At 73.1% G+C, this 15,711-nt stretch carries 11 protein-coding genes; 3 read left to right on the forward strand and 8 right to left on the reverse strand.

Annotation, left to right across the window (positions count from 1 at the left end; genetic code table 11):
• Positions 1-83: 83 nt before the first annotated feature.
• Positions 84-2,045 carry an acyl-CoA dehydrogenase family protein gene (locus FKD65_RS17425; RefSeq protein ID WP_141578487.1) on the forward strand — a complete coding sequence of 654 codons (1,962 nt, stop codon included), beginning with the start codon at positions 84-86 and terminating at the stop codon, positions 2,043-2,045.
• A 160-nt stretch (positions 2,046-2,205) separates the two neighbouring features.
• Positions 2,206-3,027: a bifunctional 2-polyprenyl-6-hydroxyphenol methylase/3-demethylubiquinol 3-O-methyltransferase UbiG gene (locus FKD65_RS17430; RefSeq protein ID WP_141578488.1), complete on the forward strand. Its 822-nt coding sequence runs from the start codon at positions 2,206-2,208 to the stop codon at positions 3,025-3,027.
• A 315-nt stretch (positions 3,028-3,342) separates the two neighbouring features.
• Here the strand turns inward: FKD65_RS17430 and FKD65_RS46265 are convergent, their stop codons facing one another.
• The 7 genes from FKD65_RS46265 to FKD65_RS17465 all read right to left on the reverse strand — a co-directional run bounded on the left by FKD65_RS46265 (position 3,343) and on the right by FKD65_RS17465 (position 13,888).
• A complete protein-coding gene (locus tag FKD65_RS46265) occupies positions 3,343-6,231 on the reverse strand; it encodes a helix-turn-helix transcriptional regulator (RefSeq protein WP_302931606.1) in 2,889 nt (962 codons plus the stop codon).
• Positions 6,232-6,603: 372 nt separating this feature from the next.
• Complete coding sequence (argS, locus tag FKD65_RS17440; RefSeq protein ID WP_141578489.1) at positions 6,604-8,400, reverse strand: arginine--tRNA ligase; 1,797 nt, start codon at positions 8,398-8,400, stop codon at positions 6,604-6,606.
• A gap of 355 nt (positions 8,401-8,755) precedes the next feature.
• Positions 8,756-9,562, reverse strand: a complete 807-nt coding sequence (locus FKD65_RS17445; RefSeq protein ID WP_141578490.1) for a DALR anticodon-binding domain-containing protein — start codon at positions 9,560-9,562, stop codon at positions 8,756-8,758.
• Between the two features lie 96 nt (positions 9,563-9,658).
• On the reverse strand, positions 9,659-10,399 hold the full coding sequence (locus FKD65_RS17450; protein ID WP_141578491.1) for a hypothetical protein: 741 nt from the start codon (positions 10,397-10,399) through the stop codon (positions 9,659-9,661).
• 937 nt (positions 10,400-11,336) lie between these two features.
• Positions 11,337-12,983, reverse strand: a complete 1,647-nt coding sequence (locus FKD65_RS17455; protein WP_205718693.1) for an MFS transporter — start codon at positions 12,981-12,983, stop codon at positions 11,337-11,339.
• Between the two features lie 117 nt (positions 12,984-13,100).
• Positions 13,101-13,454 (reverse strand): helix-turn-helix transcriptional regulator, encoded by a 354-nt coding sequence (locus FKD65_RS17460; RefSeq protein ID WP_141578493.1) that lies wholly within the window; start codon positions 13,452-13,454, stop codon positions 13,101-13,103.
• A complete protein-coding gene (locus FKD65_RS17465) occupies positions 13,451-13,888 on the reverse strand; it encodes an SRPBCC domain-containing protein (RefSeq protein WP_141578494.1) in 438 nt (145 codons plus the stop codon). Before FKD65_RS17465 ends, FKD65_RS17460 begins: the two co-directional genes overlap by 4 nt.
• Before the next feature lie 220 nt (positions 13,889-14,108).
• Here FKD65_RS17465 and FKD65_RS17470 point away from each other — a divergent pair, with 220 nt between their 5' ends.
• Entirely contained in the window at positions 14,109-14,588 is a 480-nt protein-coding gene (locus FKD65_RS17470) for a YcxB family protein (protein WP_141578495.1), read from the forward strand.
• Here FKD65_RS17470 and FKD65_RS17475 read toward each other — a convergent pair.
• Complete coding sequence (locus FKD65_RS17475) at positions 14,572-15,690, reverse strand: DUF6183 family protein (protein WP_141578496.1); 1,119 nt, start codon at positions 15,688-15,690, stop codon at positions 14,572-14,574. The genes FKD65_RS17470 and FKD65_RS17475 overlap by 17 nt on opposite strands.
• Between the last annotated feature and the right edge of the window lie 21 nt (positions 15,691-15,711).

Below are 15,711 nucleotides of genomic sequence, written 5' to 3' on the forward strand. Positions count from 1 at the left end.
ATCTCACCCCGAATCGCCTTGTACGGCCGCGCGCCGCGACGCGGGCGGGGTTTCCTCCTCCGGCCACGGGAAATTCCGATGCCATGAGCCAGCGCACCCACGAGCACGTCGACGAGCGGACGGCCCGCAAGGTGGCCGAGGAGGCCCGCGAGAGCGAATGGCGGCTGCCGAGCTTCGGCAAGCAGCTGTTCCTCGGCGACCTCCGCCTCGATCTGGTCCACCCGCATCCCCGTCCGCCGGACGACCAGCGGGCGAAGGGCGAGGAGTTCCTCGCCCGGCTCTCGCGGTTCTGCGCCGCCGAGGTCGACCCGGCGCGGATCGAGCGGGAGGCGCGCATCCCGGACGAGGTCGTGCGGGGCCTGCGCGACCTCGGCGCGCTCGGCATGAAGATCCCCGAGAAGTACGGCGGGCTCGGGCTCAGCCAACTCTACTACGGCCGCGCGCTGATGCTCGTCGGGTCGGTCAGCCCGGCGCTCGGCGCGCTGCTGTCGGCGCACCAGTCGATCGGCGTCCCGCAGCCGGTCAAGATGTTCGGCACCCGCGAGCAGAAGGACGCGTGGCTGCCGCGCTGCGCCCGGGAGGTCAGCGCGTTCCTGCTCACCGAGCCCGACGTCGGGTCCGACCCGGCGCGGCTGGGCGCCACCGCCGTGCCGGACGGCGACGACTACGTCCTCAACGGCGTCAAGCTGTGGACGACCAACGGCGTCGTGGCCGACCTCGTCGTGGTGATGGCGCGCGTGCCGAAGTCGGAAGGGCACCGGGGCGGCATCTCGGCGTTCATCGTGGACATGGACTCGCCCGGCATCACCGTCGAGAACCGCAACGCGTTCATGGGGCTGCGCGGCATCGAGAACGGCGTCACGCGGTTCCACGACGTGCGCGTCCCGAAGGCGAACCTGATCGGCGCGGAGGGCGCGGGCCTGAAGATCGCGCTGACCACCCTCAACACCGGCCGGCTGTCGCTGCCCGCGATCTGCGCCGCGGGCGGCAAGTGGGCCGCCGGGATCGCGCGGCAGTGGTCGAGGGAGCGGGTGCAGTGGGGCCGGCCGGTCGGGGGGCACGAGGCCGTCGCCACCAAGATCGCGTTCATCGCGGCGACCGCGTACGCGATGGAGGCGATGCTCGACCTGTCCGGCCAGCTCGCCGACGACGAGCGGGGCGACGTCCGGATCGAGGCGGCCCTGGCCAAGCTGTGGTCGTCGGAGATGGCGTGCCGCGTCGCCGACGAGCTGGTGCAGCTGCGCGGCGGCCGCGGCTACGAGACGGCCGAGTCGCTCGCGGCGCGCGGCGAGCGCGGCGTGCCCGCCGAGCAGCTGCTGCGCGACCTGCGCATCAACCGGATCTTCGAGGGCTCCAGCGAGATCATGCACCTGCTGATCGCCCGCGAGGCCGTCGACGCGCACCTGTCGGTGGCCGGCGACATCATCGACCCGGAGGCCTCCACCGGGGCGAAGGCACGGGCCGCGGCGAAGGCGGGCGGATTCTACGCGCGCTGGCTGCCGACGCTCGTCACCGGCGCCGGGCACCGCCCGAACGCCTACGCCGAGTTCGGCCCGCTGGCCCGGCACCTGCGGTACGTGGAGCGGGCGTCCCGCAAGCTGGCCCGGTCGACCTTCTACGCGGCGGGGCGCTGGCAGGGCGGCCTTGAGTACCGGCAGGGGTTCCTCGGCCGCATGGTCGACATCGGCGCCGAGCTGTTCGCGATGAGCGCGGTCTGCGTGCGCGCCCACGCCGACGCGTCCGCCGAGGGGCCGCTCGCGAGCACGGGCGCGGACGGCGCGGGGGCCGCGACGGCGCCCGGGAAGTCCGCGCTGCTGCTCGCCGACGCGTTCTGCCGGCAGGCGCGCGTCCGCGTCGAGGAGCTGTTCGACGGGCTGTGGCGCAACACCGACGCGACGGACGTCAGGCTCGCGCGGGCCGTCCTCGCCGGCGACTTCGCCTGGATCGAGGAGGGCGTCCTGGACCCGTCCATCCCGGGGCCGTGGATCGCGCCGTCGGAGCCCGGCCCGAGCGAGCGGGAGGACGTCCACCGGACCATCGGCTGAACCGCGGGAGGGCGTCCCGCCGACGCGGGGGCGTCCGGCGCCGGCGCGGGGATAGACTGACCCGACCTTCGCGCCAGAGATCGAACCGTCCCGAGCGGACAGGGGATAAGGTCCGGCGAACGAGAAGCCGAACGCCAACGCACCCAGCGAGCGGGAAGTAATGCAGCCATCCGGTCAGAAGAAGTCCATCGCAGGCACCCTCCTCAACCTCGTCGGCAGCGGCCCGAAGAAGGCCGGACCGGCCGCCGGGCCCGCCCCTGACGGGGACGTCGTCCAGCCCGCCGCGGGCGAGGGCGCGCTGGAGAACCACCTGGGCGGGGACGAGGCCCGCAACTACCGCAAGTACGAGTTCGAGACCGTCGCCCCGCACGTCGGCCGCTCCATGCTGGAGGTCGGCTCCGGCCTCGGGCACTTCTCCGAGCAGTTCGCCGGGCGCCTCGACTACCTCGTCGCCAGCGACAACGACCCGTACTGCGTCGCCGAGCTGCGCAAGCGCCACGAGGGCAACGACGACGTCGAGGTCATCGACCTGGCGCTGCCCGCCGACATCAAGATCCGGCGCAAGGTCGACACCGTCGTGATGATGAACGTCCTGGAGCACATCAAGGACGACGTCCAGGCGCTGCGCGACCTCGCCGCCGTGACCGAGCCCGGCGGCCGCATCGTCATCTGGGTGCCCGGCTACATGCAGCTCTACGGCGACTTCGACCGCAAGGTGGGGCACGTCACCCGGTACACCCCGGCGACGCTGGAGGCTTCGGTCCGCGAGGCCGGGCTCGTCCCCGAGGTGCTCAAGCCGATCAACTTCCTGGGCGGGATCGCCTGGTGGTTCGCGGTCCGCCGCGGCGGCGCCGGCTACCCCGACCCGAAGCTCGTCAAGATCTACGACCGGACGGTCGTGCCGCTCACCCGCACGATCGAGCGCTTCGTCAAGCCGCCGTTCGGCCAGACGGTCTTCTGCGTCGCGCGCGTCCCGCGCTGACGCCGCGCCTCTCGCGCGCACGGGGACGGGTCACGGGAAACGATCCGTCCCCGTCGTTTTTTTCCTGACCGGAACATGGTATGTCCCGCGCCCGGTCCCGGCCCGGGACCGCAAGACTGTGCAGTGGCCGGACGGGGTCCCGGTCCGCCTCTCCGGGCGGAGAAGCACCGCCTGCTTCCGCGGGCCTCGGCTTCGAAGGGCCAGCCACGAAGTTCCCGTGTGGTCCGACGGTTCGCGGTGGGGAATCCGGGAGGGGAGGTTCCCCGCCGTGAATCAGACGAGGGCGCGCCTCGCGCGCGCGACCGGGGGCGCGGCTCAGGCGCCGACCTTCGGGGTGGCGAACAGGGCCATCCGGTGCGCGGTCGCGGCGGCCTCCCCGCGGCTCGCCACCTCCAGCTTGCCGAGGATGTTCGACACGTGGACGCTGACCGTCTTCACCGAGATGAACAGCTCCTCGGCGATGTCGCGGTTGCTGCGGCCCTCGGCGACCAGGCGCAGCACCTCGAACTCGCGGGGCGTCAGCCCGAGCGGCGCGGACGCCTCACCGCGGCGCGGCATCCGGGTGCGGCGCCGCAGGTCGGCGATCTTCTCCGCGAGCGGCCGGGCGCCCAGCCCGTCCGCGAGTTCCGTGGCGGTGCACAGCATGGCCGTGGCGGCCTCGTGGTCGCCGGCCGCGAGCGCGGCCTCCGCCGCGCGGGACAGGGCCCGCGCCCGGTAGTAGGGGTTGCCGAGCGCCTCCCACCCCGCCGCGGCCTCCTCCCAGGCGGCCCGGTCGAGGATGCCGCGCGCCCGCGCCAGCTCGGCGGCGAACGTGAGGCAGTGCGCGTGCTGGAGCGGGCCGCTCGTCCCGAGCCCGGCGGCGCGCTTCTCCAGCCTGCGCAGGCGGTCCTCGGCGGCGGCGCCCAGCTCGGCGCAGGACGCCGCGCCGACGATCAGCGCGGGCCACGCGTAGCGGGCGTCGTCCGGCATGTCGGTCTGTTCGAGGACGGGCTCCAGCGCCTCCAGCGCGGCGACGGGACGCTCCCGGGCGAAGGCGATGTTCGCCTCCAGCCAGAGGGTGCTGAAGTAGTCCTGCGTCTTGCGCCACTTCAGCCTGAGCTTCATGATCTCGCGCGACTTGGCGAGCTGCTCCTCGGCCGCCGCGATGTCGCCGCGCACCAGCGCCACCCAACCGGAGAGCACGAGCAGGGAGGTGCGGGTCGTGATGGCCGGGTCCTGCTCCATGGCGTGGTTCATCACGGCCATGGCCTCGTCCCAGCGGCCGAGCGAGACCAGCGGCTCCGCCTGGTTGATGGACAGGAACGTGCCCTGGGTGCGGGCCACGCCGTACTCGCGGGCCAGTTCCGTGCCGCGCCCGGCGACGGCGGCGGCCTCCTCGTGGCGCCCGGCGCCCTCGAGGAAGTGCGACCGGATCACGTGGTAGCGGAGCAGCACCCGGTGGTCGCCGCTGCGCTCGGCGCTGTCCCGGACCGCGTTGAGGCTCGCCTCGTCCTCGTAGTCGATGTGGGCGCAGAACAGCGTGATCAGCGCCTCGGCCTCCGCGACGGGGTCGCCGAGGGCGCGCGCGATGGACAGCGATTCCAGCGCCGACTCGCGAGCCTCCTCCATGGAGGTCGTGATGCGCACGTAGTTGCCCAGCGTGGACAGCGCCCGCGCGCGCAGGATGGTCGGCGGCTCCTCCGGCAGCGACTCCACGGCGGCGCGCAGGTCCTCGACGAAGCCGGGGCGCGCCATCTGGTAGCGCATCCGGCCGCGCAGTTCGAGCAGCGCCGCCCAGCGGGCGGTGTCGCGCTCGCCGTCGGCGGCCTCGATCTCCTTCAGCGCGGCGGTGACGAGCTTGATGCCGCGGTCGTACTCGCCCGCGTGCTCGGCGGCGGTCGCCGCGCCCTCCAGGACCGTGACGTGGTCGGCGCCGATGCGCTCCGCCGCGTCGGGGACCTTGTCCCACAGCTGGAGGACGCGTTCGAGCATCGCCAGGCACTCGGCGTAGGCGACCGCCTTGCGGGCCTCCCTGGCGGCGCGCCAGGACGCGACCAGCGCCCACGTGCTGTCGTGGGCCTGCATCCAGTGGTAGCTCAGCTCGACCCAGAGCCGTCCGGCCGGGACGAGCCCGGGCTCCTTCTCCAGGGCCTCGGCGTAGCGGGTGTGGAGGCGCGTGTACTCGCCCGGCAGCAGGTCGTCGTGGACGGCCTCGCGGATCAGGGCGTGCCGGAACGCGTAGCCGTCGCCGTCCACCACCAGGACGTTCGCGGCGACGGCGGGCCGCAGGACGCGGGTCAGCGCCGCGTCGTCGAGGCCGGACACGACCGCCAGCAGGGCGTGCTCGATGCGCGTGCTGCCGCCGCTGGCGTCGCGCAGGACGTCCTGCGTCTCCTCCGGCAGCCGCTGGACGCCGGCCAGCAGGAGGTCGCGCAGCGACTCCGGCAGCTCGCACGCCAGCGTGCCGTCGTCGTCGAGCAGCGCCTCGATGAACAGCGGGTTGCCCTCGCTGCGGGCCTCGATCCGCTCGACGAGGCCGGGCGGCGGGGTCTGACCGAGCAGCTCGGTGACGAGCGCGGCGACGTCGGGGCGGGCCAGCCGGCCGAGCTCCAGCCGGCGGACGCGTTCGAGCCGCTCCAGCCCGGCGAGCAGCGTGCGCAGCGGATGGGTGCGGTGCAGCTCGTCCGACCGGTACGTCATGACGACCAGCAGCGGCGCCGTGCCGAGGTTGCGGATCAGGAAGGCCAGCAGGTCGCGGGTGGAGCGGTCGGCCCAGTGGGCGTCCTCGATGACCAGCACGACGGGGCCGCGCTCGGCGAGCCGCTCCAGCAGCGCCAGCACGACCTCGAACAGCCGGGCGCGCTCCTCACCGGACGCCGAGTCGCTCTCCGGCTCCCCGAACTCGGGCAGCAGCCGGGCGAGGGCGCCGGTGTCGCCGCGCGGGACGAGCCCGGCGACGCCGTCGATGCCGATCTCGCGGACGAGCCCGCGCAGGACGGTGGTGAACGGCGCGAAGGGCAGGCCGTCGGACCCGAGCTCCAGGCAGCCGCCGACCAGCGCCCTGGCGTCGGCCTGCCGGGCGAACTCCCTGATCAGGCGGGTCTTGCCGAGCCCGGCGTCACCGCCGAGGAGCACGGCGCCCGGTGCGGCGGACAGCGCGTCCCGCAACCTGCGCAGCTCGGCCGACCTGCCGATCAGGACGGAACTCATCGCGCGCGCGTTCACGTACCAAGCATGCCAAACAGATCGGACAATCCCATCCGTATATCACTCCGTGAGACGCCACTTGCGGCCCCGGCGTCCGGCTCCAGGACCGCCGGCGCCCCAGGACGCCCACGGACGCGAGGGGTGGCCGTGGTCCCCCGATGTCCACGGCCACCGCATGATCAGACGTCCGAGCGTCCGCGAGAGTTCGCGCGACCCGCGAGAAACCGGTTCCCGGAGACGACAACGGGCCGCACGTCCGCTCCGGTCGCCGGGGAGGCGACCGGAGCGGAGTGCGGCCCGTCAGTTGCTCAGGGAGGCCGGGGCCTTCCCGATGTCACGCCCGTCCGGCGCCGGAGCGGCGGACGAACGCGGTCATGTGATCAGATGCACTCACATCCGATCGGGTGCGGGGATTCCGAGGAGGTCCAGCCCGGTGGCCAGCGTGCGCCACGCGAGCGCGCACAGAGCCAGCCGGGATTCCCTGGTCTCCTCGTCGACTCCGGCCTTGAGCACCGGGCAGGCCTCGTAGAAGGCCGTGTACAGCGTGGCGAGCTTGAACAGGTACTCCGCCAGCCGGTGCGGTTCCGCGGCCGCACCCGCCTGCTCCAGCGTGACGCCGAAGTCCAGCAGGTGCAGCAGCAAGTCCCGCTCCTGCTTGGTCCCGATCACGATCGGGGCCGTGGCCGACTCCGGCGTCAGCCCGCCCTTGGCGAGGACGGACTGCATCCGGACGCCGGCGTACTGCAGGAAGCCGGCCGACCTGCCGGTGAACGCGACCATGCGGTCGGGGTCGATCCCGTACTTGCTGTACCGCGGCACGACCAGGTCGGCGAACTTCACGGCGCCCACGGCCTCGGCGTCGATGAGCGCGTCACGGGTCTCGTCGTCGAACGGCTCGTTACGCGGCCGCCCGTCGACCTGCAGGGCGGCCCGCTCACGCGCCCCGTCCAGCAGGTCGAGCAGCCCAGGGGCCTTCCCGGACCGGCTCTTCAGCTTCTTGCCGGTCCCGGGGTCGGTCACGAGGCCGATCTTGGCGTGCTCGAGCACGACCCCGTCGGGCACCCAGCGCGCCTTGCGCGCGATGGCGAACAGCAGCTCGAAGTGCTCCGTCTGCTCGTCCCCCACCACGTAGACCACCCGGTCAGCGCGCACGTCACCGATCCGGTGGCGGATCGTGGCGAGATCGCTGGCGGTGTAGTTGAACCCACCATCCCTCTTGCGGATGATGACCACCTTGGGTCCGCCGTCCCGGCCCTTGAACTCCGGCAGGATGACGCACAGCGCACCCTCGCTGACCACGGCCATGCCGAGCTCGACCAGCTCTTCGACGACCTTGGGGAGGAGCTCGTTGTAGAAGCTCTCCCCCTTCACGTCGCCGTCGGTGAGCGTGACGCCCAGGCGCTCGTACAACTCGTTGTAGGAGCGCATGGAGTGGTCCACGAGGATCTGCCAGTACCGCAGCGTCTCCTCGTGGCCGGACTGCAGGGCGACCAGTCGCCGCCGCGCCCGTCCGGCGAACTCCTCGTCCGACCCGAACTTCGCCTGGGCCGCCTTGTAGAAGCCGCCCGGGTCGGTCATGACCGCATCGGCCCCGGCGGCCGGGCCCCCCTCGAAGTCGAGGAGGTGCTCGATCAGCATGCCGAACGGCGTACCCCAGTCGCCGATGTGGTTGTCCCGGATCACGTCGTGTCCCAGGAACTCCAGGATCCGGGCGATGGCGTCGCCCACGATCGTCGTACGCAGGTGACCGACGTGCATCACCTTCGCGACGTTGGGTGAGGAGTACTCCACCACGACCCGCTGGGGCCGCGTGGCGACGGGCACCAGGAGGCGCCTGTCGGCCGAGATCCGCTGGATCTGTTCGGCGATCCACGCGTCACGCAGCGTGAAGTTGATGAACCCGGGACCGCTGACCTGGACGTCCGACACGAGGTCCGACACGAGGCCCGTGGCGTCGAGCAGATCCACGAGCTCCCGCGCCACGTCCCGAGGGGCGCGACGCAGCCGCTTGGCCAGCGCCATTGCGACGTTGGCCTGCCAGTCCGCGTGGTCCGACGGCCGGATGAGGGGGTCGGTGCCCGCGTACTCCTCCCCGAAGGCGCTGATCAGCGCCACACGGAGCCGGTCGGCGAGCACCTGCGCCGGCGAGGGGCCGGCGTAGGGGACCCTGGATTGCGCACGATTCATCGCACGTTTCTCCTGTCTGATTTGATCGTTCCGCGGGACTATCCCGCACCTGCTACCGTCCGCGACCGCCAAGGCGCGGCAACCGGGTTCGCCCCTATGACCTGCCGAACGGGCGACCGGCGTCCGCCGTCTCGCGCGTGGACCAGGGCCGGGCGCCCGCCACGGCGCGGGACCGCGCCGTGGGCCGGTTCCCGGACAAGACGACGGGCCGCACACCCGCTCCGGTCGCCGTGGAAGCGACCGGTGCGGATTGCGGCCCGTCAGTTGCTCGGGGAGGCGGGGGCCTTCCCGTCGTCGCGACCGCCGGAGCGCCGGAGCGCCGGAGCGTCGCGGTCAGGTGACCGGACTGAGTCACTCACATCCGGTCGGGTTGCGGGGACCCGAGGAGCTTCAGCCCGGCGGCCAGCACGCGCAGCGTGATCCCGCACAGGGCCAGCAAGGATCTCCTGGTGTCCTCGTCGACTTCGTACTTCTGCACCGGGCAGCCCTCGTAGAAGGCCATGGAGAGCCTGGCGAGCCCGTAGAGGTACTCCACCAGCCGGTGCGGTTCCGCGGCCGCGCCCGCCAGTTCGACCATGACGCCGAACTTCAGCACGCGCTGCGCCAGGGCCCGGTCGGCCCCGATCACGACCGGCGCCGTGGCCGGCTCCGGCCTCAGCCCGCCCTTGACGAAGACGGACTCCATCCGGCGGCCGGCGTACCTCACGGCGCCGGGCACGTAGCCGGTGAGCAAGGCCATGCGGTAGTGGTCGAACGAGGTCTCGCCGCACCGGGGCACCGCCAGGTCGGCGCACGCCGCCCCGCCCGTGGCCATGGCCTGGGTGATCGCGGCCCGGACCTGTTCGAAGATCCACTCGTCACGCACCATGAGGTTGATGAAACCTCCGCTGACCTGGACGTCCGCGATGTCCGCGACGTCGAGCCCGGCGACGATCCGCCGTGCCACGTCCTCGGGAGCGAGCCCCAGGGGCCTGGCGAGCCGCATCGCGGCGCTGGTCTGCAGATCCGCGTGACGCGACGGCCGGACGTCGGGGTCGGTGTCCTCGCACTCCGGCCCGAAGGCGCTGTTCAGCGCCACACGGAACCGGGAGTCGAGCACCGGCACCGGCGACGGACCGGAGACGGTGACCCAGGATCGCGCGGGTTTCCTCTTACGTGTCATCGCACGGTTCTCCTGTCTGGTTTGATCGGTTCGCGGGACTGTCCCGCACCTGCTACCGTCCGCGACCGCCAAGGCGCGGCAACCGGGTTCGCGCCCCTACGACCGGCCGGACGGGCGCCCGGCGATCAGGTCGCTCAGCCAGTCCCCGAAGCGCTGGACGGGCAGCCGGTACCGGCGCTCCCGGACCCGGGCCCGCCGCTCCTTGCGGGACCCCTCCGCGTAGCGGCGCCGGGCCCACGGCGAGTCCGGCCGGGCCAGCCGGACGGCCCCGATGATCGCGACCAGGCCGATGAACAGGCCGATGACGCCCGTCCAGACCTTGCCCTTGAGCAGGGCGATCACCGCGACGCACAGGTTGAACAGCAGGACGCCCGCGATGCCCCACACCCCGTCCCCGGCGGCGTCGTTCGCGCCCAGGGGCCGCAGACCCAGCAGCATCAGCCCGCACAGCGCGATCGTGATGAAGACGACCTCCACCGACAGCCGGCCCTGGTCGGTCCAGTAGACGTCCTCGAGGTGCAGCACCAGCGCGAACTCGTCGAGGACGAGCGCGGTCCCCGCCCCGAACACGCCCGCCGCTGCCGCCGCCCACCCGGACGAGCCGTCCTGCACCGCCAGCCCGCCCACGCCGCCGACGCACATGAACACGAGCCCGAACACGACGTGGTGGATGTGCTGCCCGCCGGGCGCCACGTTGCCCGGCCACCACCGCACCTGCCGCCGGATCATCCGCACGCTGAACCGGATGAACAGGAAGGCCAGGATGAACGCCACGAGGAAGCAGAACAGCCGGAGCCGCCCGGCGTCCGCGATCTCGCGCGTGAACCATGCCCCCACACCGCCTCCCTTCCCCGAGGCGGGTAAAGCCCACCTCAGCGGCGCCGAGACCCGCCGCGGCCGCCGGCGCGCCCCCACCCGTGCGGGGGGTGAGGCGGCCGGGATCTCCCTCCGGCGGGTGAGGCCGGGGCACGGGCCGTTCCGTGAGATTGAGGGGCGGCCGGGGGCCGGACGGCCGCCCGCGCCGAACCGCCCGACGTCCACCCCGCGACGGGAGACCCTCATGACACGAGCGACCACGGTCCCGGCCGATCGATCAGCTGCGGGCCCGTGCGCGGCCGGCTGGCCGAGCCGGGCGCCGTACGCGGCGCTCGCCTGGTCCGTGCTGGGCACGGCGGCAGGGCTGTACTGGGCGCTCGGCGGGGACGCCGCCTACCGCTTCGCCCATCCGGATCGTCCCGAACCCGTGGGAGCGCTCATCACCGCCGGGTGCCTGCTGGGCACGGCGACGGCGACCGCGATGATCCGGGGCTGGGCCGTCCCGCGCCGGGCCGTCATCGCGTCCGGCACGGCGGCCGCGGCGTTCCTCCTGGTCATCGCCCCCGGCGCGCTGCTGCTGGAAACGGTCAACCTCCTGCTGCTGGAGACGCTGCGGCCCGTCGACCTGGCGGCGTTCGCCGACCACGCCGCGGCGATGGGCGGCGGGGTCGTCTGGGCCGCCGCCACGCTGGCCTACGCCCGCGGCACCCGTTCCGCCTGCCCTCGCTGCGGCCGCACCGGCCCCGCGCACGGCGCGGGACCGCGCTGGGGACGCCGGGTCACCCATGCCGCCGCCCTGGCTCCCCTGCCCTACAGCCTGTGGCGGCTCGCCTGGGTCTTCGGCATCCCCATCGGCATCACCGCGACCGATCTGCACCAGCTGCGGCACGGTCCCGGCCTCGGCATCCCCGGTCTCGTCGCGCTCACCGTGCTCTCCGAGGCGGCGGCCCTGCCCGTCCTAGGCCTCGTCCACCGGTGGGGCGAGGTCTTCCCGCGCTGGATCCCCCGCCTGGGCGGCAGGCCGGTGCCGCCCCGCACCGCCATCGTTCCCGGCGCCGTCGTCGCCCTGATGCTCACGGCCATCAGCGGGATGATCCTCCGCCAGGGCGTGGCCATGGAGGACGGGGACTGGCCGATCGTCGGCCCCATCGCCACCCTGGGCTTCGTCGCGTGGGGACCGCTGATCGGCGCCGCCACGCTCGCCTACTACTACCGCCGCCGAGGCCCCTGCACCGGCTGCGGCCTCCACTAGAGGGGGACGTCGGCGGAGGCCGAACCAGACGAGGACCGTACTGGCCAGCGTCACGGCCACGTCCACGCCCAGCGCGAGGCGGATACCGGTCAGTTCCACGCTCTGCGTAGCGGCCACCGAACCGAGGATCGGAATGCCGATCGTGATGGCCACCTGCTGGGTCATCAGCGTCAAGCCGGTCGCCAGACCCTGCTCCTCGTCCGGGAGCCCGGAGGTGCCGGTCACGGTGTAGGCCACGATCGCCGTCACGTGTCCGAAGAAGCCCACGAACAGCGCGGGGATCAGGATCGCGAGCGCCGTCCGGTCGGTGCCGAGGAGCACCAGGGGCAGGGTCGCCAGGCCCTGCACGGCCAGCCCGCACGTCAGGACGGCCCGACCGCCGAAGCGCCCGATGAGGCGCCCGGCGATCACTCCGGCGCCGACGGACGCCAGACCCGGGACGCCGAAGACCAGGCCGGTCGCCAGCGGGGAGAAGCCGAGGACGTTCTGCAGGTACAGCGTCGTCAGGAAGATCATGGCGGGCTCCATGGCGAAGACCACGAGGCCCGCGTAGTTGCCCCATTTCACCGTCGGCCGCCGGAGGATGCGCACCGGGGCGAGCGGCGCGGGAGAGCGCAGCTCGATCACCCAGAAGGCGGACAGCAGCACCACTCCGGCGATCGCCGCTGGAACGTCCTGCTCGATGATCGCGTAGATCGCCGCCAGCAGTCCCCCGGTCACGGTCACCGCGCCGGGCAGGTCGAGCCGGAGCCGGGCGGGCCGGCTGCTCTCGCCGATCAGGGCGGGGGTCGCCAGCAGCACGGCCACGGCGACCGGGACGTTGATGAAGAAGGCCGCCCGCCAGCCCAGCAGGCTCACCAGGGCGCCGCCGACCAGGGCGCCGACGGTGAAGCCCCCGGACAACAGGGCGCCATTGAGGCCGAGGACGCGCTCGCGCAGCGGGCCCTCCGCGAACGTGCTGGTGATCAAGGAGAGTGCCGCGGGGGTCGCCATCGCGGTGGCGAACCCCTGCAGCGCCCGCGCGGTCAGGAGGGTCTCGGGGCTCGAGGCGAAGCCGCCCAGCAGCGAGGCTCCGGTCAGCAGCGCCATCCCGGCGAGGAACAGCCTGCGGCGACCGAACAGGTCCGCCATCCGGCCGAACACCAGCGTGAATCCGGCGGCGGGCAGCGCGTACGCGGCGGTGATCCAGGGCAGCCCGTCGACGCCCAGCCCGACGCCCGCCCCGGCCACCGGGAGGGCGACGTTCAGGATGGAGAAGTCGACGGCCAGCGTGAACCCGGCGCCGAGCAGGACCAGCAGGACCAGCCGCTGCCTGCCGCCGATGCGCGGGGGTGAGGTCGTTTCCGTGGGCATGGTCGTTTTCGTGGGCATGGCAAGACGCCCCTTCCGCAAGGAATGTGAAGTCGCCGGACGATCAGGACGCCGTCCGGTGTGAGATGGCCGTGAACGGCCGATGGCATGCCGGGACGGCTAGCGGGCGTCGCGCTCCGCTGCTTCGGCGAGGCGCTTGATGTTCGCCAGGCGCCGGTCCCAGTCGGCCGCGAGCGAGGCCATCCACCGGGCCGTCGCGTTGAGGGCCGCGGGCCGCACCGCGTACCGCACCTCGCGGCCGACCCTGCTGCTGGAGACCAGTTCCGCCGCGTCCAGGACGCCGAGGTGCTTGACCACCGCCTGCCGCGAGACCGGGAGCCCCTCGGCGAGGGTCGTGGCGGTGGCCTCGCCCCGTTCGGCGAGCAGGTCGAGCAGGCGGCGCCGCGTCGGATCGGCCAGCGCGGCGAGGACGCTGTCGACCGGCGCGGCGCCGTCGGCGGGGGTGTCGGTCACGCGGATTCGACGCGGTTCTTGAAGGCGTCCAGGACCTGGGGCCAGCCGCCGGTGTTGTCCTGCACGGCCTTGCGGCGCAGGTCCTCGGATCCGGCCAGGGTCTCGAACCCGCTCTCGACGACGCGGAGCCGCGTCCCGCCGTCCTCCTCGGTCAGCGTGAACTCCACCAGGGTGCTGTTGTCGTCGCGCAGGTCCTCTCCAGGGAAGGCGCTGACCCAGCGGTAGGCGACGTAGGTCGGCGGGTCGACCTTCTCCACGCGCACGGGGAAGTCGCCGTGCTCGGCGCTCTTCACCACCATCGACTCGCCTTCCGCGGCCCCGCCGGGCGGGCCCGGCACGTCGGCCACCCAGAACCCGGGGTCGGCCACCAGCGACCAGACCCGCTCCAAGGATGCCGCGATGAGGGTTTCGCGTTCAATCCGGTTCTCGCTCATCTGACTGCTCCCCATCTCGATCGTTGTCTGCAACCTCAGGGTTGCACATGTGCTCGTCGATGCGCAACCTTTCGGTTGCACCAAAGCGCCCCGGATGCCCGTCCGGGATCCGCACGCCCCTCCCAGCTCGGAGGTGGGAGGCCGCGTCCCGATGACCTGCGGTTGCACTGGTGAGGGACCCTGGAGAGGATGATCGCCACGGTGCAGCGAAGGCGGCGATATGGACATCTCAGTCAGATACGAGCCCTCCAAGGACGAGGTGACCCGAGCTTTCACCCAGGGTTTCAAGGGGCAGCTCACGGTCCTGTACGCGGTCCTCGCCGTCGCCCTGGTCGGGGGCGCGGCATTCAGGTTCGCCACGGGCGACCTGGGAATGGGCATCGGCATGCTGGCGGCCGCGGTCGTGAGCCCCGTGGTGGGGACGTGGTGGCTCCGCAGGCGCGCACGTCGGATGCTCGCGTTCCTCTGCGTCCCCACGACGGTGCGGGTGACCGACAGCGGCTACGAGTGCCTGACGGACGAGTCCACCACGGCCATGCGGTGGACCATGTTCTCCCACGTGTACTCCACCCCGGAGTTCTGGCTGCTGTATGTGAACAACCAGCCCGCGGCCTTCCTCCCCAGGGCCGCCTTCGACACCGCACAGCAGGGCGAGATCGACGCCTTCCTCGCCGCTCGCGAGATCAGTCGGAGTCGGTGACGGCCACGACCGCCACCGTCCGGCGGTCCGGGCGCAGGACGGCGATGCCGACGTCCAGCGGCGGGACGACCTGGAGGTGCCAGTCCGAGCCGTAGAAGAGCCAGGCGCACCGGTCGGCGGCCCGCTCGATCGCCGTGAAGTCGCCCTCCTGGACCCCGGCCAAGGCCGCCAGCGACTCCCACGAAGCCTTGCGCGCGTAGCCGCCGCCCATCCTGGGGCCGCACGCACCGCCGCCCGCGGCACCGCCGAAGAGCGTCCGCAGCACGTCGGCGGTCGTCACCCGCCGCACTCCGGCCACGCCGGCGGCGGTGCTGGCGGCGGTGCTGGCGGCGGGGAGGGCGCGCAGCACCGAGGCGCCGAAGTCGCCGGGGGCGAGCGGCGAGCCCAACCGGAAAAGCGCGGCCTCCTGCACGTCGTCGCCCGGCGGCCAGTGGCGGTAGGCGCTCAGTGCCTGCCGCGCGCCGGGCCAGTCGACCGCCGCGGCCTGGAGCTCCAGCCCGGAGGGGCCCGGCGCGTCCGGTGCCCCGTCGCCGAGAGAGGGCCACCGCTGCCCCGCCAGGCCGGTGGGGTACCGGGCCAGGCCGAGATGCCGCTCGGCTCCGACCGGGTGCAGGGGCAGGTCCGCGAGCGGGTGCCCGGATGCGCGCAGCCGGTCGGCGAATCCCGCGGCGGACGTCGCGTCGTAGCGCAGCGCGGTCTCCTGGAGCAGGCAGGCCGCGAGCTCGTCCGACGCCTCGGCGCCGTCGAAGACCGCGAGGAGATGCTCGGGAGGCTGGTCGCAGGCCAGCAGGGCGGCGATCTCGGGCAGGGTGTAGCGGAGATCGCCACGCCACGTCCGTCCCTCCGCGGCGAGGGTCCGGACGCTCGCGATGCGGCCCGCGCCCCCCGGCGCGCTCGCCAGCCGCCGCAACGCGACCTCGAAGGCGTATCCCATGGGACTGGCCGGCTTCTCGATCCGCAGCAGCGCGGCGAGCAGCCCCTCCAGCCACTCGGGCCCGGCCTTCTGGACGGTGTTGTCGGTGACCTTGACCGCCCTGTTCCAGTGCCGGTCCCTGTAGGTGTCCGCCAGCCCCAGCCGCCGGACGGCCTCCCCGATCTCCATGGCCCGAAGTGTCACACACCC

The sequence above is a fragment of the Actinomadura sp. WMMA1423 genome, assembly GCF_006547145.1.
Classification (GTDB): Bacteria; Actinomycetota; Actinomycetes; order Streptosporangiales; family Streptosporangiaceae; genus Spirillospora.